Raw genomic sequence first — 21981 nt, forward strand, 5'->3', positions numbered from 1 at the left:
GTTGGCTGTCCTCCCTTTTCTGCCTTCACCATGAAATGAATCAATAACCAATACTAAAAATGGAAAAAAAACTAACAAATGAAAGACCGAACTACACGTTCGCTCTTGTCGTTGTCTTCATTGTGTGCTTCCTCATCGGATTCATCACCACAATGAACAACTCCATGATTGCCTTCTGTTCCAAGGCTTTCGACCTCACGGCTCAGCAGGGTCAATATGTCAACACGGCATTCTATGGGGCTTACCTGCTGAGCATCCCCTTTGCCATGCTGATGAACAAGATTGGCTACAAGGGCACGCTCATTCTGGGACTTGTCGTGGCCGGCATAGGCTTTGTCATCAATTCCATTGGCATCAACTCAGCCATTGCAGCCCAGGCCAACGTCTACACCGTTTTCCTGCTCAGCATGTGCCTCGTTGCCTGTGGTGTGGTGATGCTGCAAAATGTGGCCAACCCCTATGTCATGGTGCTGGGTAGCCCAGAGAAAGGCGCCTTCCGCATGACGCTGAGCCAAGCGCTCAACTCCGTGGCCACCACGCTCGCCCCGCTGTTCATCACCTACGTCATCATCAGGGGTCAGGCTCCCACGCCCGCCGCGGTGCCCGGTCCATTCCTCGGTCTCGGCATCTTCACACTGATCATTGGCGGCATTCTCGTGTTCCTGAAACTCCCGAAGATCGATGAGCGGCAGCAGGCCGAGGCATCAGGCATGCACCACGAATACAAGAGCAGCGTGTTCAAATACCCGCATGTCTGGCTCGGCGCACTTGGCATCTTCATGTACATGGGTGTGGAGATTGGCGTTCCGTCCATGTTGCCCTACAAGTTTAAGGCCATGCCCGAATATGCCGACAACTATGCCGCCATCGCCACATCATTCCTGGCCTTCTATTGGGGCGGCATGATGGTTGGCCGATTCGTCGGCGCGGCCATCCTGGCCAAGTTCGAACCCCGGAAACTCCTCTCCGCATGCCTCATGCTTGGTGCGGCCTGCATCGCACTTTCCATTGTGCTGCCCGGCATGACCGGCATCTATGCCATGCTTGCCGCCGGTCTGTTCCACTCCGTGATGTGGCCCCTGATTTTCAACCTCGGGCTCCAGGAACTCGGCCCACACACCAAGACCGCTACCGGTGTCATCAACACTGGCGTGATCGGTGCGGCCCTGCTCATGCCCCTCATGGGCATTATCGTAGACCTGACAGGCGTTATCGCTGCAACATGCTGCCTGTTCATCTTCTACGCCTACATCATTTGGTTCTGTAACTTCGGGTCCAAGATTGGACTCTCAAAAAAATAACCGATAACTATTCACATCTTAAAACGCAATGACTATGGACATAGAATTTGTAAGAAGTCGTTTCATCAAACACTTTGACGGCAAGACAGGAAACATATACGCATCGCCCGGACGTATCAACCTCATTGGCGAACACACCGACTACAATGGCGGATTTGTGTTCCCCGGAGCCGTAGAACAGGGCATTATGGCAGAACTGCGCCCCAACGGGCAGCAGACCTGCAACATCTACTCCATTGACTTGAAGGACATGGTGAACTTCAAGGTCGACGACCCCAAGGGTCCCACCGCCACTTGGGCACGCTACATCTATGGCATCGTACAGGAGATGAGGGCGCTTGGCGTTGACGTCAAGCCCTTCAATGCTGCCTTTGCTGGCGACGTGCCATTGGGTGCCGGCATGTCTTCGAGCGCTGCCTTGGAAAGCTGTTTTGCCTTTGCGCTCAACGATCTCTTTGGCAACAACAACGTGTCCAAATGGGACATGGTGCTTGCCGGACAGGCCACAGAGCACAAATATGTGGGTGTGAACTGCGGTATTATGGATCAGTTTGCCTCGGTCTTCGGCCAGAAAGGAAAACTGATGCGCCTCGACTGCCGCAGCCGCGAGTTCGAATACTATCCCTTCGACCCCAAGGGCTACAAGCTGGTGCTGCTCAACTCCAAGGTGAAGCACGAACTGGTAGGGTCGCCCTACAACGACCGCCGCAAGTCGTGCGAGAATGTGGTGAAAGCGCTCAACGAGCAATTCCCCGACAAGAAGTTCGAGACCCTGCGCGATGCCGACTGGGACGAACTCGACGCCGTGAAGTCTAAAGTGAGCAGCGAAGATTTCACCCGCGCACACTTCGTGCTTGGTGAGAAGGATCGCGTACTCGCCGTCTGCGACGCATTGGTCAAGGGCGACTACGAAACCGTGGGCAAGAAAATGTACGAAACCCACCACGGGCTGAGCAAGGAATATGAGGTGAGCTGCGAAGAACTCGACTTCCTCAACGACCTTGCCAAGGCAAACGGCGTTACCGGCAGCCGAATCATGGGCGGTGGCTTCGGCGGCTGCACCATCAACTTGGTGAAAGACGAACTCTACGACAAGTTTATTGCCGACGCCAAGGAGAAATTTAATGCCAAGTATGGTCACGAACCACAGGTCATCGACGTGGTGATCGGCGACGGTTCGCGCAAGATCTGCTAAGCCAACACCATTCCGCAGAACGGTGCACATGCACCGCTACAAGACCTCTAACCCGTTGTTCCCACATGGAGCAACGGGTTTTTATATAGGTCTCCTGCTGTTTTACATGCCCGTAAGCATGTTCGTTTTGTCAGGAAAACTTCCCTTCAAAACAAGTCATTGAAATTTGGTGTTCCAGAAAACAAATCCACTTGATAAGTAAACTAAAAGTCATTCGGCAGTTCGTAAAGTTGGACCGCGCCCGCGATTAAATCTCAATCACACTGCAGTTAAGGCCTCGTCATCCCGCCTCCGAGCCTCTGTCGTCCTGCCAATAAGCCTTCGTGGCACCGCCGTTACACCCTAACGGCAAGCACAAAAATCTCATTTTTTGGTCTCAAAAAGAGTAAAAAACCACATCATCTTTACTATCAACCATTTACAAACCTGCCCTATTTTTCGCGTTTTCCCAGCAATGTATTTTCAATTTTCAAATACGCGAGAATTTAAGCAGGTTTTCACCACCATATGTCAAAACATTTGAACAATTTATAAATGACAATGTATAATGTATAATTGGCTACGCGGTTGCAATTCACAATTATTCGCAAGCTCATCAACTCGTCACAATTCACAATTGGCTGCGAGTTAATTCTTCGTTCTTCCCTCTTCACTCTTCACTCTTCACTTATATATTCCTCATTTATTTATATTTTCGAAACAATTGGTTACAGCGCTTTACATATAATCTCTCTTTCTAATATTATTGATTTTTGCGTAAATACGCAAAAATAACCAATAGGATTGAATATCAAGATAGTCAGATGGAGCGTTACAGCACCAATAGCGAACACAGACCTTCAGAACGAATTTCAACGGCAGCAGGGCTAAGAGCATCAACTGGTTCAGTTCAATCCTTCTCTTTCCCGACGTTATCTGAAAATAAACGGGTTGTTAGTTATTTCACATCACGTTATCCAATTGTGAATTGTGACGAGTTGATGAGCTTGCGAATAATTGTGAATTAAAAACTCCTCCGCGCCGCTCTGCGGCATCTTAGAATATAAGGAGAATATCTTTTTATAAACATAAGGCTTATCGCAAAATATATTTGCGTTTGCTTCGCAAACAATATTAGAATATCAGCAACGACACAAAGCGTATTTCACAACGACGTTCACGACATTATAAAAGGGAAGAGTGAAGAGTGAAGAGTTAATAATCAACGCGCAGCCAATTGTGAATTGTGACGAGTTGATAAGCTTGTGAATAATTTTGGATTGCAAAGCCAACGCGCCAGCTTAATTATGAATTGTGACGAGTTGATGAGCTTGCGAATAATTATGAATTGTGAATTGCAAACGCGTTAGCCCAATTGTGAATTATGAATTTTGAATTGTGAATTGCAAAACTATCTGCTTAGTCTCAGCTCATTCATTTGGATATTCCCAGTTCCCCTGACATGTTTTTCGAGAGACTGCAGGGTTCCCGAAAGCTCGACATCGCCAACACCCTCAAGCGTGCATACCGCGGTGCCACTGTTCACAAAATGCACATCCACGTCGCCCACACCCTTGAGAGAAATTTCCGAGTGCTTGGCCGTGAGCTCGTCCACCTCAATATCACCCTTGCCGAGCAACGAGCCGTAGAACTCATCGCACACCACACGCTTGAGCTCCACATCGCCGACACCCTTCAGGAAAACGTTCAGCGTGTCGGTGTCGATCAGTCCTTCTGCCTCAAAGTCGCCCGCACCCTCCATGCGAATGGCTATGAGGTCTGGCGAGGTGACATAGACCTCCGGCATGTTCTTGTGGCGTGGCATAACCAGCTTCTGACTGCCATCCTTCATCCTGATGCTCAGCGTTGAACCGGAAAACACTGTTTCCACATCCTTCACCAGCTTCTCGGCGCCCACCACCTTCACGGAGTACGTGTCGCCCTGCACGAAATTGACGTTGCAGGCACCCTTCACTTCGATTTTCTCAAACGGTTTGGCGTGACGAACACTGGTCACTTCAGAACCGTAATTGCGTGCGCTATTGGTCTGGCACGAAGCAAAGACCAGCGCAGCTACAAATAATAAAGCTAATTTTTTCATATGTTTATCTGTTGTTTACTGTTCGTTTGACGCTAAAGTAAGTCATAAGGTTGCAATTATTGTCTCTTTTTATAGAAAAAAGTTCATATTCTTATCGAAACTCCCCCTTATTTGCTAACTTTGCAGCAAAATTTGGATGCTATACATTATTAATATTAATGGGATAATGATTTTGGAGGTTTGTAAATGAACAACACCTATCGGGCAGGTCTTGACGTCGGTTCGACGACTGCTTGAATAAAAAAGTTTTAAGCATGAAGTTTATACCACTTATCATTTCATTATTATTAGTTCTTCCTGTTAAGTCACAGACAGTAAGAGTATACCTTGATATTGCAAAAATTAATCAGCAGGAGTTCTTGCGGAAGAAACCTCAGTCAGCAAGTTATCAACAGGAAGCTATTGGTGTTTCAAAAAAAGAAAAAGAGAAATTAATATCCTTGACACGACTACTTGTTGACAAAGATAAGGTTGATGCTTTTAACGAAGAAGGACTTGGCTTCGCCGATTTTAAGTATTACCCTCAAGACAAAATCTACGAAGCGGTATTTTCAGAACCAATATACATGTATTCATACCTCTTCAGCAAAGATAATTCTGAGTTTTTAGGAAAAGTACATCATGGGGACAGTTTCTCACGATCTGGGTATTGGGCCTCCTTGGAAAACCAAGATAGTGACTTTGGAACAGAATTACACCTATATAGATTTAAAGATGATACTATAGGAGAAATTGTGTCTTATAGCACCCACGAATGGATTGCTAACGATCTGTTTTGGGCAAGTGATACGACGCTCTATGCTTCTGGGAAAATTTCTGATGAGGATACGATTCCTACATTGTTCTATAAATTTACACTAACCCATAAATCTTTTAATACAACCCCATCTAAAGCACCACAGAAGATTGCTTTTTCACTGTCCGAACAAAAATTTGTCAATATCCTACAAGTAGACAAAACATGGGAGAAAAACCTTGAGAACGATGTTGAATGCAATCAATATCATATGGTTAAGATCGGCAATAATCAACAGGATGGCAAATGGGTGGACGGAAGAAATATCTACAGAGTGGTCGATTTAGATTTTACTCATCCAGTCACTCTTGACAGCCTTACACTTCTGACAACCATGAATTACGAAAACAGCTATTCTAAAGACCACCTAACTCCATGTCAGCCACATCTTCCACTTGTTCTTATGGAAGGCAACTCTGCACATTTAATACCAGCAGAACCTTTCTACTATCAATCGGGTGAGCAAATCTATGGTTTAGATTTTCCATTACTGCAATTAAACCATGATTTCAGTTGCAGTGATTATATGGAGGAGCTCACGAAAGATGAAGATGGACTTCTGCTAAGAATAAACAGATATTATCAAGAAGGGTATGCTGACATTGTCTATAGAATAACGAAATCTGATGATGGAGAATATTCTGCTAAAGTCATCTCATATACCAGATATATAGAGAACGATATTTGGTAATATTGAAATAATGTGTAGTCTCTCATATCTCCATCAGGAGATTTCAGAATGGAGCAAGGATTGGACGCCGCGTTGTTAGGCTGGATATTACTTTCTGCCAAGCAGATTTACCGAGCAAAAAAATACGAACAATATTGAAAATATACAGATATGTTTGTTATACTTCCACCTTTTTAGTAAATTTGCAGTAATTTGAGTAGATTATAACTTTTAAAGAATATTAGCTGGAGACTTGTAGATGAACACAGTATATCGGGTGGGCCTTGACGTGGGGTCCACCACTGCAAAGATTGCCGTCCTCGACAACGATGACAACCTGATTTATTCACGATTTGAACGCCACAATGCCAAGGTGACCGAACTCGTGACCGATTATTTCAGGGAGATCGAAGCACGGTTGGGCAACTGCCGGCTGCGGCTCTGCGTCACAGGCTCGGTGGGAATGCATACGGCAGAACTCTTAAACACCGAGTTTGTTCAAGAAGTGGTGGCAGCCACAGTCTTTGCCCGAAACCGGTTTCCGCAAGCCAAAACGCTCATCGACATTGGCGGAGAAGACGCCAAAGTCGTTTTTTTCAATGGCAAAAGCATGGAGCTGCGCATGAACGGCAACTGCGCCGGCGGCACCGGGGCGTTTATCGACCAGATGGCCGTACTCATGGGATGCAGCAATGCCACGATGAGCAAACTGGCCGAGGCCTCAACCCACATCTATCCCATGGCCGCACGATGCGGCGTGTTTGCCAAGACCGACATTCAAAACCTCATGTCGCGCAACCTCCCGGAGAGTGACATCGCGGCAAGTATATTCCATAGCATCGCCGTGCAGACGGTGACTACGCTAAGTCGGGGACGCGAGTTCACACCGCCGATACTGCTCTGCGGAGGTCCGCTGACGTTTCTCCCATCCTTGCGGAAAGCCTTTTCCAACTATCTCAATATCCCCCTAAGCGATTTCATTGTGCTCGGCGAGGGCAACCTCATACCGGCTCTTGGCTGTGCCTTGCGCGCAGCCGATGCCCCGTCGCGAGGCATTGCCGAACTCAGGGCAGCGCTCGCGTACGAACGGGAAGACACTCACGCAGACCACACAGAAAACTGCAACCACGGCAAGTCGTGCGACTGCTGCGAAGAGGAAAACTCACAACACGGGTCGGCCGGAAAACACGGTGCCGACACGGAGGAAGAATTACCCCTGCTCTTCAGCAGCCAAGCCGAATACGAATCCTGGCAAAAGGACAAGACGAAGCACCACACGCCCCTCTATCCCATGCATGAGGGCAAGGAGGAAGTGGTGATAGGCATCGACTCGGGATCCACCACCACCAAACTCGTTGCCGTGAGGGCCAGTGGAAAGGAGCGTGGCCAGATTGTCTTCAAGGACTACTCGATGAACTTAGGCAACCCCATCAAGGCCGTGGCCGATGCACTCGAACGGTTGCAGGAGGCCGCACAGGCGGCCGGAGCCGAAATCAGCATCGTGGGGTCGTGCTCCACGGGCTACGGCGAGGAGCTTATCAAGGCGGCCTTCGGTCTCGACGAGGGCATTATCGAAACCATGGCCCACTATCATGCCGCTGCCAAACTGATGCCCGACGTGTCGTTCATACTCGATGTCGGCGGACAGGACATGAAGGCCATCTTCGTGGAAAACGGAGCCGTGGTGCGCATGGAACTCAACGAGGCCTGCTCGTCGGGATGCGGCACCTTCATCCAAACGTTTGCCCAAAACCTGGGATACACCGTGGAAGACTTTGCAAGGCTCGCCTGCATGGCCACCAACCCGTGCGACCTGGGCACGCGCTGCACGGTGTTCATGAACTCGAAGGTCAAGCAGGTGATGCGCGAGGGAGCTTCGGTGCCCGACATAGCCTGCGGCCTGTCCTACTCCGTGGTGCGCAACTGTCTCTACAAAGTGTTGAAACTACATGGCAACGACCATCTCGGAAACAAGGTCGTGGTGCAGGGCGGAACGATGAAGAATGATTCCGTGGTGCGCGCCTTCGAGCTGCTCACGGGCGTAAGTGTGGCCCGCAGCAACATGCCGGAGATGATGGGGGCCTACGGCTGTGCGCTGAATGCCATCAACGAGCTGTCGCGGCAACCATCCGCAAAAGCCGCAACAATTGACGACCTGCTGGACATGGCCGCCTACGACACCCGAATGCTGAACTGCAAGGGGTGCGAGAACAATTGCTTTGTGACCAAGTACACGTTTGCCGGGGGACGAAATTTCTACTCGGGCAACAAGTGCGAGCGTGTCTTCAACAACAAGGGCGAAGGCGGGCGCCAGGGCGAGAACATCTACCATTATAAATACCACCTGCTCTTTGACAGAAAGGTGATGGCCGAAACGGAGCATGAAAAGATAGTCGGCATTCCGCGTATCCTGAACATGTATGAGAACTATCCGTTCTGGCATGCACTCTTCACCACCGCCGGTATGCGCGTGGTGCTCAGCAGCGAGTCGGTGTTTCGTCGCTACGAGGGTGCGCTCGGCAGCGTGATGAGCGACAACATCTGTTTCCCGGCCAAGCTCGTTCACTCGCATGTCAAAGAGCTGGACGAGAGACTCTCGGCCTTGGAAGGGACGGAGCAGAAGTTTATCTTCATGCCCTACGTGGTGTATGAGCATCAGGACGACAAGCGCAACACCAATAGCTACAACTGTCCCATCGTGTCGGCCTATTCGGATGTGATTCGGAGTGCCATGACGCTGCACACCCGCATGGACTCGCCCATCATCAACTTCCGCGACGAGAAACTGCTGAAGAAACAGGTGTCGGGCTACCTGAAAGGACTGGGCATTGACAGGAAGACCATCAGCAAGGCCTACAATGCCGCCCGACAGGCACAGGATTTATACATGCGGCAAATCAGGCAAAAAGCCGAAGCCATACTGGCCGACAGCCGCGAGCACGGCATGCTCACCATCTTGCTGGCCGGTCGCCCCTACCACACCGACCCCCTCATACAGCACAAGCTGTCCGGAATGATTGCCTCGCTGGGCGTGAACGTCATCTCCGAAGACATCGTGCGCGGAGATCTGAACACGGGCACGGGCAACACCTACCTCGTGCGGCAATGGGCCTATATGAACAGGATTATCAAGGCCGGCCAGTGGTGTGCCGAACAGCCCAACGACATACACTTCGTGCAGATGACCTCCTTCGGGTGTGGTCCCGACTCTTTTATCCAAGATGAGATTCGCACCATCATGAGAGAGCATAACAAACCTTTCACCTTATTAAAGATAGACGATGTAAGCAACACCGGCAGCCTGAAACTCCGGGTGCGATCGCTCATCGAGTCGTTACAGGGAGGTGAGGCCTCGGACGTACAGGCGAAGGAGTCGGCACGTCAGGCCATGCCCGACACGTCGCTTCCGCCTATTTCACGCCATATCCTGGCACCTTATTTCACAGAGTATCTCACGCCCCTGCTCCCTCCCGTATGTCGACTTTTCGGTTGGGATGTGGAAGTGTTGCCGCCCAGCGACGCAGAAAGTGCAGCGTATGGGCTGAAATATGCCAACAACGAAGTGTGCTATCCGGCTACGCTGATTGTGGGCGATTTTGTCAAAGCCTTGCGCTCCGGGAAATACGATACCGACAAGATTTCATTTGTTATGAGCCAGACCGGGGGCCAATGCCGCGCCACCAACTATGCGGCGCTCATTCGCCGGGCCATGAATGCCAACGGTTTTGAGCACGTGCCACTCATCACGTTGGGTGTGGCCACCAGTGCCGAGGAGGAAGACAAGAACCAGGACGGAGCCCTTGATGTGCCATGGTTGAAATATGCGCCTATCATTGTGACCATGTTCCTGTATGGCGACACCATTTCCAAGATGTATCATGCGGCTGTGGTGCGGCTGAAGCAAGACGCCTATGCTGTGGGCGGAGAAGACACGAATCCGGCCAAAGTGCTGCGCGATAAGTATTTGCGATTGGCCTCAGAACCGCTCCTGAAGAACAGTCCAAAGGGATTGATGGACCTCATCGCCCAAGCGGCTGAAGAATTTGACAACATAACCGAAGACCGCGACCTCCCCGCAGTGGGTATCGTGGGTGAGATATTCCTGAAGTTCAATCCCTTTGCCCATCAGTTTATTGCTGAGAAAATTATAGACAAAGGCTACGAGGTGGTGCCCGCACTGCTCTCTCCTTTCTTCCTGCAAAACTTCGTGAATGTCATTGTGGAGAAGCACATGGGACTGCGATGCAGCAATGTGCCCGACTTCCTCGTGAAGAGCATCTATAGTCTGATTTGGCGCAGGGAGAAGAAAATCAATCAGATTGCCTCCCGTTTCCGCTATTTCCGACCATTCACTAACATTTTCGAAGAGGCCAAAGACGTGAACGGAGTGGTGTCGCTGGCCGCCCAGTTTGGCGAAGGATGGCTTCTGCCAAGCGAAATCATCAGCTTGGTAAAACAAGGTGTTAACAATGTGGCCAGCCTGCAACCCTTTGGCTGCATCGCTAATCACGTTGTGTCGAAAGGAATTGAAAACAAATTGAAAAAACTTTACCCGGAACTCAACCTTGTCTCTCTTGACTTCGATTCAGGGGTGTCGTCTGTAAACGTCACGAACCGGTTGTTACTCTTTCTGGACAACATCGCCATATAGTACAAATCCCCAAGCACATGGCGCGTGTGCTTCAAAAAAATAAGGTTCATCCGACATTTGGAGTGATAACCCTTATTTAACACGAGAAGCAAGATTATTCCTGACGAGGGTGGCTTCTGTGTCCTATTACATCAACTAAATGGATCATCGTTCATCCATGCAGGTTTGTTCTCATCAACAGTTGTTCAGGATGAATCCTGAGACAACAGATACTGATATTTTTTCTGACAAACATCTCTCTATATTTCGCGAATTTAAAAATATGAATCCATTGGTTTGAAATTCGTGAAATTTGAGACAATTCGTAGTAGTTTGACAATCAGCGTTTTAATAAATATGATTTTACAATGCGATTTTTGTCGTCTACGATTAGATATCAAACGCCACTGCGGTTAAACTCTAATCACGATGCGTCAAAGGTTCGGTCGCACAATCGATAAGCTCGAATCGCGGTGCCACAAGGCTGTAACCGCATCGGCCTTGTGTTTTTGATACTCTTCGGGGTTGGAATTATCCGCAAAAACATGGCGCATTTCTGTCCAGATGAGACGTAAGGAAATGGCCGAAAACGGTAATATTATTTTATAAAGTGAAGAATGAAGAGGGTAATATAATTCAAAATTCACAATTAGGCTGCGTGTTGAGCAAGTTGATGCAACAAAAACAGTGGAAGGTTAATTGGGAAGAGGGATGAGGGAAGAGGGAAGAATATGCGCTACATGACTGTCGTATCACTCGAAATGTCGGATGAACCAAAAATAACAGGCATTCTGTTTCCCATTTCCATGGAATTTATTATCTTTGCGCTTAAATTCACTGACACAAAGAGATGATTGCTCACAACATGACACTCATGCTTACCGACACCGTGGAGAAGCTCTCAGAGCCGGAGTCGCTGAAAGGCTTGTTCCGACAGCACCGCGACGGCTACCCGCTCCCTTCCGGCAAAGTGCTTGAAAAAATTATCCAACTGTCGCGCGCCATTCTCTTTCCCGGCTATTTCGGAAAGTCGCGGGTAAACATCTCGACCATTCAATACCAAATCGGCGTGGATGTGGAGAACCTGTACATCCTGCTCTCAGAGCAGATTCTCGCCGGACTGGGATACTCCAGCGAGGGCAAGAGCCGGGAGTTTCTCCAGGCGCAGAAAACCAAAGCCAATGATTTGGCCGCCAAACTCATCAAGCAGCTTCCCCAACTGCGACACACGCTGGGAACAGACGTGTCGGCAGCCTACAGGGGAGACCCTGCCGCCAAAAGCTACGGCGAAATCATATCTTGCTACCCCATCATCAAGGCGCTGACCAACTATCGGTTGGCTCACGAGCTCTTCCTGCTCGATGTGCCCCTCATCCCGCGAATGATGACTGAGATGGCCCATTCGGAAACGGGCATAGACATACATCCCGGCGCAACCATCGGCAACTCTTTCACCATCGATCACGGCACGGGTGTCGTGATTGGTGAAACCTGCATCATCGGCAACAATGTGAAACTCTATCAAGGGGTGACACTCGGCGCTAAGAGCTTCCCCGTGGACGACAACAACAACCCCATCAAGGGCACCGCCCGCCACCCAATCATCGAGGACGACGTGGTGATCTATGCCAACGCCACGGTGTTGGGGCGCATCACGATCGGCAAAGGATGTGTGGTGGGCGCCAATACATGGGTCTTGGAAGACATGGCTCCGCAAACCAAGATATACAATAAAGCATAAAAGCAAAACATAAAAAGCAAAATAACAACAATGGAATTTGAACTCATCGCCAAAACTTTCATGGGCTTAGAGCAGGTCTTGGCACAAGAGCTGACCCAAATGGGTGCAAACAATGTACAGATCGGTAGGCGTATGGTTTCGTTTACCGGTGACAAAGAAATGATGTATCGTGCCAACTTCCAGTTGCACACGGCTATTCGCATTCTCAAGCCCATCAGGCATTTCAAGGCCAGGTCGGCCGAGGAAGTGTATGACGAGATTCAGAAGGTGGACTGGAGTGAATATATTCTGAAGGGAAACACGTTCTCGGTAGATTCCGTGGTGTATTCGGAGGAGTTCAGAAACTCTCGCTTCGTGACTTACAAGGTCAAGGATGCCATTGTCGACCAATTCCGCGAGAAACATGGTACACGTCCCAATATTTCTGTTAGCAATCCCGATATCCGGCTCCATATTCACATCGCCAACGACGATGCCACCCTTTGTCTCGACTCCAGTGGCGAGAGTTTGCATCGCCGGGGCTACCGACAGGAAAGTGTGGAGGCTCCGCTAAACGAGATCCTCGCAGCCGGCATGGTGCTGATGACGGGCTGGAAAGGCGACACCGACCTGATCGACCCCATGTGTGGGTCGGGCACACTGGCCATTGAGGCAGCACTCATCGCCCGCAACATCTCACCCGGCGTGTTCAGAAAGGAATATGCCTTTGAGAAATGGCCCGACTTCGATCAGGATCTCTTTGATACCATATACAATGATGATTCCCAAGAGCGCGAGTTTAAACATCATATCTATGGCTATGACATCGATATGAAAGCGGTAAACACAGCTCGCCACAACGTCAGGGCAGCAGGCCTTACGAATGACATCACCATTGAGCAACAAGACTTCAAGGACTTCACCAAACCCGCCAACAAAAGCATCATCATCACCAATCCGCCATACGGCGAACGCATCTCCACGCCTAATCTTTTGGGCACCTACAGGATGATCGGCGAACGATTGAAGCATGAGTTTGGCGGCAACGATGCCTGGATACTGAGCTATCGCGAGGAATGCTTCGAGCAGATCGGTCTGAAACCAAGCATCAAGATACCGCTCTACAACGGCAGTCTGGAGTGCGAGTTCCGAAAATACACGCTCTTTGACGGCAAGATGAAGGAATTCCGGCAAGAAGGTGGCGTGGTAAAGACCGAAGAGGAAAAGCGCGAAATGGCGCAGAAACACCGCTTCAAGAAGAACCGCGAGTTCAAAGAGAGGGTTGACGCAGAGGCTTCCAACGAAGAGGGAGACATCCGTTCGTTCGAATTCCACTCCCTGAGAGATAACGAGCCAGCCTACAGAAAAGAGCGATTCGACCGCCGTGGAGATGACTACGGGTATGGAAAGAAGCGCGACTTCAAGGGCAACCGCAACAAACCGAGGGAAGATGATAACGATGACTTCCGCCCACGCCGCCGGAACGACGGCTTCAAGTCGCGTGGAGGCAGAGATTTCAAGGGCGGAGACCGACGGGGAGGAAAGAAGTTTGACAGGAAAAAATCGTTTGATTTTGATATTGACAATGAGGATTAACAGCTGGCTCATCGCAGGAGTCTTGGCTATGGCAAGCATGATGGGGCTTTCAGAACAAGCCCAAGCACAGGAACCACTGAAGAGGTTTTCGCTGGAAGACCTGAATTACGGGGGCAACAATTATCACAACATGACCGCCAAGAATCGCTTCACCACATGGTGGGGCGATGAATTGGTGCGTCTCGACCTCGACAAATGCTACCTCGTTGACAAGAAAACAGGCAAGGAAACACAGCTCCTTACCCTCGAAGAGGTCAATGAATGGTTAGTTAAGGACAAGGAAAAGCGTGTTCAATCCCTTTATTATGCTTCATTTCCCTATGCCGACAAGCCCATTGTTTTGCTTCAACATGGCAGCCGGAGCACCCTGCTCAACTTCAAAACGCAGCAGATAGAATGGTCTTCGGAGACGAAGAACATCAACGTGTTGGAGTGGAATGCAATGTCAAAAGCCTCCGCCTATATCGGTAAGGACGGGCATAATCTGTTTGTTCGCAAGGCTGACGGCAGCAGCAAGCAACTCACAACAGACGGTTCTGCCGACATCGTTTACGGCCAAAGCGTTCACCGCGACGAGTTCGGCTACACCAAAGGAACCTTCTGGAGCCCCGACGGACAGAAGCTCTTGTTCACCCGTATGGACCAAAGCATGGTAACCTCCTTCCCTTTGGTCAACATCCCCACCCCCGACAGCAAACCCCGCGAAGGCCAAAGTCGCATCGCAACACCGGCTCCGGAGAAGTATCCGATGGCCGGAGAGCCCATGCACAAGGTTACCATCGGCATACACAACCTGCAGAATGGCAACACCATCTACCTGAAAACCGGCGACCCCACCGACCGATATTTCACCAATCCCGCATGGAGTCCCGACGCGAAAACGGTGTATCTGTTCGAGCTCAACCGCGACCAGAACGACTGTCGATTGGTGAGTTACGACGCCGAAACGGGCGAAAAGATTGCCGAACTGTATCGCGAGAGCCACGAAAAATATGTCGAGCCCCTGCACCCCATCGTTTTTCTGCCCTGGGACGACAGCAAGTTTGTGATGCAAAGTCAGCGAGACGGCTACAACCATCTGTACCTCTTTAACAAAAAAGGCAACCTGATCAAGCAGCTCACCCGCGGTCAATGGGTGGTCATGGAACTGTTGGGTTTCAACCAGAAAGACAAAAGCGTCATTATCGCGTCCAATGAACGCCATGCCATTCAGCGCAATTTGTTCAGCGTAAACGTCAAGAACGGCAAGCGCACACTGCTCGACGAGAACGGCAAAGGATACCATCGTGGCAGCCTCAGCACTTCGGGCGCCTACCTCCTCGACCGCTACTCCACCCCCACCGAGCCCCGCAACATCACCATTGTGGATGTTAAGGGCAAGAAAGCAAAACGTTATTTCACAGCCGAAAACCCATGGAAGGGCTATAACATACCCGACTACCGATGCGGCACCATCAAAGCCGCCGATGGCACAACCGACCTGTATTATCGCATGGTGATGCCCATCGGCTTCGACCCGAGCAAGAAATATCCCACCATTGTCTATGTCTACGGCGGCCCACACGCTCACAATGTAGAGGCCAGTTGGCACTACGGCAGCCGTTCTTGGGAAACCTACATGGCACAGAAAGGGTATCTGCTGTTCATCCTCGACAACCGCGGCAGTGAGAACAGGGGGCGCGACTTCGAACAAGCCACCTTCCGACACCTTGGCGACATCGAGGTGCAGGACCAGATGAAGGGCGTGGACTTCCTGAAATCCCTGCCCTATGTCGACAGCCAGAGGCTTGGCGTGCATGGCTGGAGCTTCGGTGGTTTCATGACCATCAACCTCATGACCACCCATCCCGACGTGTTCAAGGTGGGCGTGGCAGGCGGTCCGGTCATTGATTGGAAATGGTATGAGGTGATGTACGGCGAGCGATACATGGACACCCCGCAAACCAACCCCGAGGGCTACGCGCAGTCGAGCCTGCTCCACAAGGCCAAAAACCTGAAGGGAAGACTACAAATTATAACTGGACTCAACGACCCCGTCGTGGTGCCCCAACATTGTCTCACCTTTATTGAACAATGTATTTTGGAAGGCACACAGCCCGACTTCTTTGTCTATCCGGGCGAACCCCACAACATGAGAGGTCATCAGTCCACCCACCTCCACGAGCGAATCTCCCGATATTTCGACGATTTTCTGAAATAAAAAAGACAGCAAGCTCCTGAAGAAGTCGGCACAATCACAAAGACAAAACAAGGAATAATCACAAAGACAAGCATCATGAAGATATTACTTTTAGGCGGCGGAGGCCGTGAACACGCACTGGCATGGAAAATAGCACAGAGCAGCAAATGCGAAAAACTGTTCATTGCCCCTGGCAACGTCGGCACGGCCGCAATCGGCGAAAATGTGGATATCGAGGTCAACGATTTCGACGAGCAGAAGGAATTCGTCGTGGCCAACCACATCAACATGGTGGTCGTGGGTCCTGAAGCACCCTTGGTGAAAGGCGTCTACGATGAGTTCAAGAACGACCCGCGCACCGCTTCCGTGCCCGTTATCGGCCCATCGAAGCAGGGTGCCGTGTTGGAGGGCAGCAAGGACTTTGCCAAAGACTTCATGAAACGACACAATATTCCTACGGCTGCCTATGCCACCTTCGACGGCACCACCGTGGAAGAGGGCATCAAGTTTCTCGAAACCCTCAAAGCTCCCTACGTGCTCAAGGCCGACGGACTATGCGCAGGCAAGGGCGTACTCATCGTGCCTACGCTCGAGGAAGCCAAAAAGGAGTTCCGCGAGATGCTCGGCGGCATGTTCGGCAATGCCTCGGCCAAAGTTGTTGTCGAAGAGTTCCTCTCGGGAATAGAATGCTCCGTATTTGTCCTGACCGACGGCAAGCACTATCAGATTCTGCCCGAGGCCAAGGACTACAAGCGCATTGGCGAGCACGACACCGGTCTGAACACCGGCGGTATGGGCAGCGTGACGCCGGTCCCCTTTGCCACTCAGGAATGGATGAAGAAGGTGGAAGACCGCATCATCCGCCCCACCGTGGACGGACTCGCCGCAGATGGCATCGACTACAAGGGCTTCATCTTCTTCGGACTCATCAACGTGGACGGCGAACCGATGGTCATCGAGTACAACTGTCGCATGGGCGACCCCGAGACCGAAAGCGTGATGCTGCGCCTCAAGAGCGACATCGTCGACCTCTTTGAGGGCGTGGCCGAGGGAAATCTCGACACCAAAACCGTGGAGTTCGACCCGCGTGCAGCCGTGTGTGTGATGCTTGTCAGCGGCGGATATCCCGGAAACTACACCAAAGGCTACCCCATCAGCGGCATCGACAGCGTGGAGGGCAGCATCGTGTTCCACTCCGGCACGGCCGAGAAAGACGGGCAGGTGGTCACCAACGGCGGCCGTGTGATTGCCGTCTCCTCATACGGGACCAACAAGGAGGAAGCCCTGCAAAAGAGTTTCACCGAGGCACAGAAGATAAACTTCACCGGAAAATACTTCAGAAAGGACATCGGGCAAGACCTATAGGAATGACTACATACACCCAGACCAAGATAGCGCAATCGCGATGGGCACTCCCCGTGACGGCCGTCTACGCCGTGTTGGTGTGCATCGTCTCCGGAGCCATTGCCCAGGGACTCTGGGTGCAGATGTTGCTGCTTGCCCTGTCCGCCGTCCTCATGGCCGAACTCAACAAGGTTCACAACCTCATCCGCATCTACAGTCAGGCCGTGCCCTGTGCGTTTCTCATCATGGTCGCCATGGCGGCACCCTTGCTCGCCACGCCCGCAACCGCCGTCACCGGAATTTCCCTCATTGTTTTTTACCTCTGTTTCTTCCAGGCCTACCAAGCCCCCACGGCGGCAGGTTGGATCTTCTATGCTTTTGTTGCACTGGGCATAGCCAGCATGGCCTTCGTCCACGTGTTGTTTTTCCTGCCTGTGCTATGGATTCTCATGGCCACCAACGTCATGGCTTTCAACAGCCGCACATTCCTGGCCACACTTCTGGGCATAGCCCTGCCCTACTGGTTTGCCGCAGCCTATTATATCCATGCGGGCGACATTGGTTATTTCGCCCGCCATTTCACCGAACTCATCCGCTTGAACTCCGTCTTCAACCTGGATCTGCTCGACGAGCACCGCATCATCACGCTGACCTTCGTCTTCCTGCTTGCTGCCATAGGGGGCCTGCATTTTCTCACCTATAGCTATCAGGACAAGATACGCACACGCATGATTTTCGAGACCTTCATCACTCTCGACATGCTCTGTCTCGCACTCATCGTCATCCTGCCCCAATATTCCGACCCACTATTGGCCATGGCCATCGTCACCACCGCCCCACTCATCGGCCATTATTCCGCCCTGTCACACACCCGAATTTCCAACATCTGCTTTATGGCACTCATCGCCATGGCACTCATCATCACCCTTTATAACCTATGGATGCCCTTAACGATATTCTCATAAACTATGGCTATTGGGGCATGCTCCTGTCGGCATTTTGTGCCGGTAGCTTCTTCCCTTTCAGCAGCGAAGTGGTGTTGATCGGCCTAATGGCAAGCGGACTGGCTCCCGTTCCACTCATTGCCTACGCCACAGTAGGCAACGTTGCGGGCGGCATGTTCAACTATCTCGTAGGCAGCATGGGCAAGATGGAATGGATCGAGAAGTATCTCCACGTGAAGCCCGACAGCCTCCATCGGGCCCAGCGGTTCATGGCAGGCCGTGGGGCATGGATGGGCTTTTTCGCCTTTCTGCCCATTCTGGGGTCGGCCATCACCATCTCGCTCGGCCTGATGCGCGCCAACGTCATCATCACCCTGGCCAGCGTCACCTTGGGCAAGGCCCTGCGCTATGTGCTCCTTGTGTATGGAGCCTATTTGTTTTTTTAATCACGGACAGTGTTCCCCCCACAGGTTCCCCATGCCGCCCTGTTTCTGGGTTTGGAACCGGGGATTCCGATATCAGATAAACCGTCCACGCCTACAAGTGAAACCTGACTTCTTATTGCGAAAATATTGCAAATGTATCTTTGTCAACAGACCATTCGTTGAAATATATGCTGCCGGAAGAGGAGATATTGCCTGAAATGGCAGCAGAGCGTATGTCACCAATAAAAAGATTGAAGATATTATAGGAGAATCATAACATTTAAAACCAGACATCATGAAGAGTTTCAAAGGAAGAGCGTGGTTTATGCCACAGTCAGTAATCGTTATCGGCACATACAATGCCGACGGTACACCAAACGCAATGAATGCGGCCTGGTCAGGTCAGTGGGACAATGACAGGATTATGATTTCAATGGGTAATCACCAAACGACCGCCAACCTCAAAGCCAATCCCGACTTTACGGTTGCCTTTGCCACCACAGAGACGATGGTTGCAGCCGACTATGTGGGCGTGGTGAGTGGCAAAAAAGTAAAGGATAAGGTTGCAAGAACTGGCTGGAAGTTTGAACAAGGCGAGACTGTCAATGCCCCCATATTTACCGACTTTCCAATGACCCTGGAGTGCCGCATTGATCGCAAGATTGATGAGTCGGAAACCGGCTGCTATATCGTTGCGAAAATCCTGAATATCCGTGTCAGCGAGGAATATCTTGCGGAGGACGGCAAGCCCGACTTAGAGAAAATGCACCTGTTGACTTTTGACCCAGTACACTTAGGCTATCTGGAGATAGGCAAGCGCGTGGGTAATGCCTTCAAAGACGGCACACAGCTTAAGTAGGAAATTGGCATACCAATGAAATTTCCCTGTCCATGCGGCTGCGCATGGTGCCAACACCCTTCCTTCGCAAGTGCTAAGAATGACATGACGCATCTATTGACTTCCATAGGTTTCTTCATTCCGATGCTCATGCTCGACTCGATTTGTCGTCGAGAGGCACGATTTAGTGCAGCGTATTGTATGCCAGCACGTTCCATAGGTCGCGCACGCGTTTCTCAGGATTCCATTTCCCGTCAAAAGTCCATTGGGCAGTGATGGCATGAAACTGGGGTGCTCCCTCCGCTTCATCTAGGTTGTCGTTGAGCCACCCGCTGTGTCCGCCGTCACGTGAACAACCGTAATAATACACGCGCAATCCCCATGGACACGGGTCAAGCACCTTATCGGTGTAGGCATACCGGATGTTGCGATCGATGATGTTCTCAGAGAGCTTGCACTCCACGAGGTAGAATTGCGAATCGTGATGATAGCGTCCAAGCGGAGTGGGGCGCATGGCATCGAAATTAGAGTTGGTGATAACCAGTTTGGCTTTCTTGTCGCTGCGTCCGTCGTGCCAGATAATGTCATGCCCGTCGCCCATGAAGTTGCATCGTGTGGCATAACACCAACCGCGCGGGCACAGGAAGTCTACGCCTAAACAACGCAGGTTGAGGTCGGCGTGGTAATACATGCCTCCCTTGCCCCATAGTGCAAGGGCATCGTTGCCATCGGCCCATACGTTGCAGTTGATGACAATGGTGCGTGTGGCCCGGCCAAAGATGGCAAACTGGTGAGAGGTGGTTTTCTCCACCATGGTGCCATAGTTGTTGTACACGGTGAGTCCACTAATCACGCAGTCGTCAGCATTCTCGAGCAGGGTGATGACGCCTGGTCCCACGGGAGATCCGTTCCATGTCTGTTCCTTCATTTTGCTCTGCAGTTCGGCATACACGATGCGGGTGCTGTCGCGTTGTTCACCCACGAGCACAATGTTGGGGCGATCGATAACCACTTTTTCGTTGTAGGTGCCCTTGCGCACCAATATCTTGAAAGGCCGCGTGCCTTGCACGGGAGCCTTGGCAATGGCATCTTGAATGCGCTCACCGGCATGCACCACCGCGTCGAAATCGGTTATCTTGGCAACATCCTTGCGAAACATCTCGAACACACCGCGCTCGTTGCCGCCCTTGCTGTTGAGCGAAAGCGGCAGTTTGCCAACAGGATCGTGCTTGTCAGCCCATTGGTTATAGAGGGGATATAGCGCTGCCGGCTTGTTGGTGTACCAGGCGTAGCCGTTGCGTCGCTCAGCACCAATTTCCTCCAAATGCCGACGGGGAATGCCGTCGCGGTCGCACACATAGGGACTTCCATATTCCAAATCATAAAATCTGGCCCATATAGGTTCGGCCGTGTTGTCGCGTTCGAGATACGAGAGTCTGTCGAGATTGCCACGTCGGCCGTGCACATACCGGTAGCCTGTTATCTTATGGTCATCGAACCATTGCATGGCACCGTGTACCGCGCGCTTTATTCCTTCGTCAGGGTGGGGAATCGACATGAGCAGATGTATGAGGGCAGCACTCTCGGCCGAGCAATATGATGGCAGTTCGTAGGCACGTGCATAAGCCGGGCGAAGCGTCACATGGTCGTGTTGCTGGCACCATACGGTGGGCTTGCCGTTGCTGATGATCTGGGTTTTCAGAATACAGTCGACACCCTTGTCGAAGGCTTTGGCCGCCCTGCGGCGCAAGTCCTTGCCAACGAGCTTGCCTTGATAAGGCTCCTTGCTGTCGGCAATGTCGCGCAGCAGCAGCATGGTGTTGGCCATGGCATCGTCGTTATAGGTGATATGCACTTGGTATCCCCGATTGCGGGGCCAGAACTGTGGCCATCCGCCATTGTCATATTGCCCGCTCAGCAAATACTCCACACCCTTGCCAAACCCTTCGCGATATTTGTTGTCCTTGGTTTGCTGCCACAGCCGGGCCAGAAACTTAAGCTGTGTGGACGTGGCATTGTTATCGGTGGTAGAGTCGTCGCGCCTGCCTTTGTCCTGCCTTATCTGCTCAGTCTCTTCCATAGACAGGTGGCGGGTCATGTCGATGTTCTTGGGCCAGCCCCCAGTTACACGCTGGAAGAGCAATATCTCGTCGCCCACGCGGCGTGCCTCTTCGGTTTTGAAAAAGGCCTTGTCGGTGCGTCGCATCGTATTCGTGATTTTCGACATCTGTGCCATGCCGCCGACAAATGGTGCAGCAGCAAG

At 51.1% G+C, this 21981-nt stretch carries 13 protein-coding genes; 11 read left to right on the forward strand and 2 right to left on the reverse strand.

Annotation, left to right across the window (positions count from 1 at the left end; translation table 11 throughout):
• The first annotated feature begins 59 nt into the window (after window positions 1–59).
• Together HMPREF0645_RS11675 and galK are read left to right on the forward strand one after the other, a co-directional pair.
• A complete protein-coding gene (locus tag HMPREF0645_RS11675; protein ID WP_007175234.1) occupies window positions 60–1301 on the forward strand; it encodes an MFS transporter in 1242 nt (413 codons plus the stop codon).
• Window positions 1302–1335: 34 nt separating this feature from the next.
• On the forward strand, window positions 1336–2496 hold the full coding sequence (gene galK / locus HMPREF0645_RS11680) for a galactokinase (RefSeq protein WP_044123621.1): 1161 nt from the start codon (window positions 1336–1338) through the stop codon (window positions 2494–2496).
• A 1390-nt stretch (window positions 2497–3886) separates the two neighbouring features.
• Here the strand turns inward: galK and HMPREF0645_RS11685 are convergent.
• On the reverse strand, window positions 3887–4576 hold the full coding sequence (locus HMPREF0645_RS11685) for a GIN domain-containing protein (RefSeq protein ID WP_007175237.1): 690 nt from the start codon (window positions 4574–4576) through the stop codon (window positions 3887–3889).
• A 254-nt stretch (window positions 4577–4830) separates the two neighbouring features.
• Here HMPREF0645_RS11685 and HMPREF0645_RS11690 point away from each other — a divergent pair, with 254 nt between their 5' ends.
• The 9 genes from HMPREF0645_RS11690 (at window position 4831) to HMPREF0645_RS11730 (ending at window position 19739) form a co-directional block, all read left to right on the forward strand.
• Window positions 4831–6063: a hypothetical protein gene (locus HMPREF0645_RS11690; RefSeq protein WP_007175238.1), complete on the forward strand. Its 1233-nt coding sequence runs from the start codon at window positions 4831–4833 to the stop codon at window positions 6061–6063.
• Between the two features lie 238 nt (window positions 6064–6301).
• Window positions 6302–10693, forward strand: a complete 4392-nt coding sequence (locus HMPREF0645_RS11695) for an acyl-CoA dehydratase activase-related protein (protein WP_007175239.1) — start codon at window positions 6302–6304, stop codon at window positions 10691–10693.
• Between the two features lie 829 nt (window positions 10694–11522).
• Window positions 11523–12413, forward strand: coding sequence for a serine O-acetyltransferase EpsC (gene epsC / locus HMPREF0645_RS11700; protein WP_007175242.1), 891 nt, complete (start codon window positions 11523–11525; stop codon window positions 12411–12413).
• Between the two features lie 30 nt (window positions 12414–12443).
• Window positions 12444–13988, forward strand: a complete 1545-nt coding sequence (locus tag HMPREF0645_RS11705; protein WP_007175243.1) for a THUMP domain-containing class I SAM-dependent RNA methyltransferase — start codon at window positions 12444–12446, stop codon at window positions 13986–13988.
• Window positions 13978–16188 (forward strand): S9 family peptidase, encoded by a 2211-nt coding sequence (locus tag HMPREF0645_RS11710; RefSeq protein WP_007175244.1) that lies wholly within the window; start codon window positions 13978–13980, stop codon window positions 16186–16188. The genes HMPREF0645_RS11705 and HMPREF0645_RS11710 overlap by 11 nt, the downstream gene beginning before the upstream one ends.
• A 75-nt stretch (window positions 16189–16263) precedes the next feature.
• Window positions 16264–17532: a phosphoribosylamine--glycine ligase gene (purD, locus tag HMPREF0645_RS11715; protein ID WP_007175245.1), complete on the forward strand. Its 1269-nt coding sequence runs from the start codon at window positions 16264–16266 to the stop codon at window positions 17530–17532.
• A 2-nt stretch (window positions 17533–17534) separates the two neighbouring features.
• The gene (locus HMPREF0645_RS11720; protein WP_007175246.1) at window positions 17535–18476 is read left to right on the forward strand and encodes a hypothetical protein; all 942 of its coding nucleotides are present in this window, start codon (window positions 17535–17537) and stop codon (window positions 18474–18476) included.
• Complete coding sequence (locus HMPREF0645_RS11725) at window positions 18449–18901, forward strand: YqaA family protein (protein WP_007175247.1); 453 nt, start codon at window positions 18449–18451, stop codon at window positions 18899–18901. Before HMPREF0645_RS11720 ends, HMPREF0645_RS11725 begins: the two co-directional genes overlap by 28 nt.
• A gap of 274 nt (window positions 18902–19175) precedes the next feature.
• On the forward strand, window positions 19176–19739 hold the full coding sequence (locus tag HMPREF0645_RS11730) for a flavin reductase family protein (RefSeq protein ID WP_007175248.1): 564 nt from the start codon (window positions 19176–19178) through the stop codon (window positions 19737–19739).
• A gap of 163 nt (window positions 19740–19902) precedes the next feature.
• Here the strand turns inward: HMPREF0645_RS11730 and pelA are convergent, their stop codons facing one another.
• Window positions 19903–21954 (reverse strand): pectate lyase, encoded by a 2052-nt coding sequence (pelA, locus tag HMPREF0645_RS11735; protein WP_245544034.1) that lies wholly within the window; start codon window positions 21952–21954, stop codon window positions 19903–19905.
• Between the last annotated feature and the right edge of the window lie 27 nt (window positions 21955–21981).

The organism is Hallella bergensis DSM 17361, assembly GCF_000160535.1.
Taxonomy (GTDB): domain Bacteria; phylum Bacteroidota; class Bacteroidia; order Bacteroidales; family Bacteroidaceae; genus Prevotella; species Prevotella bergensis.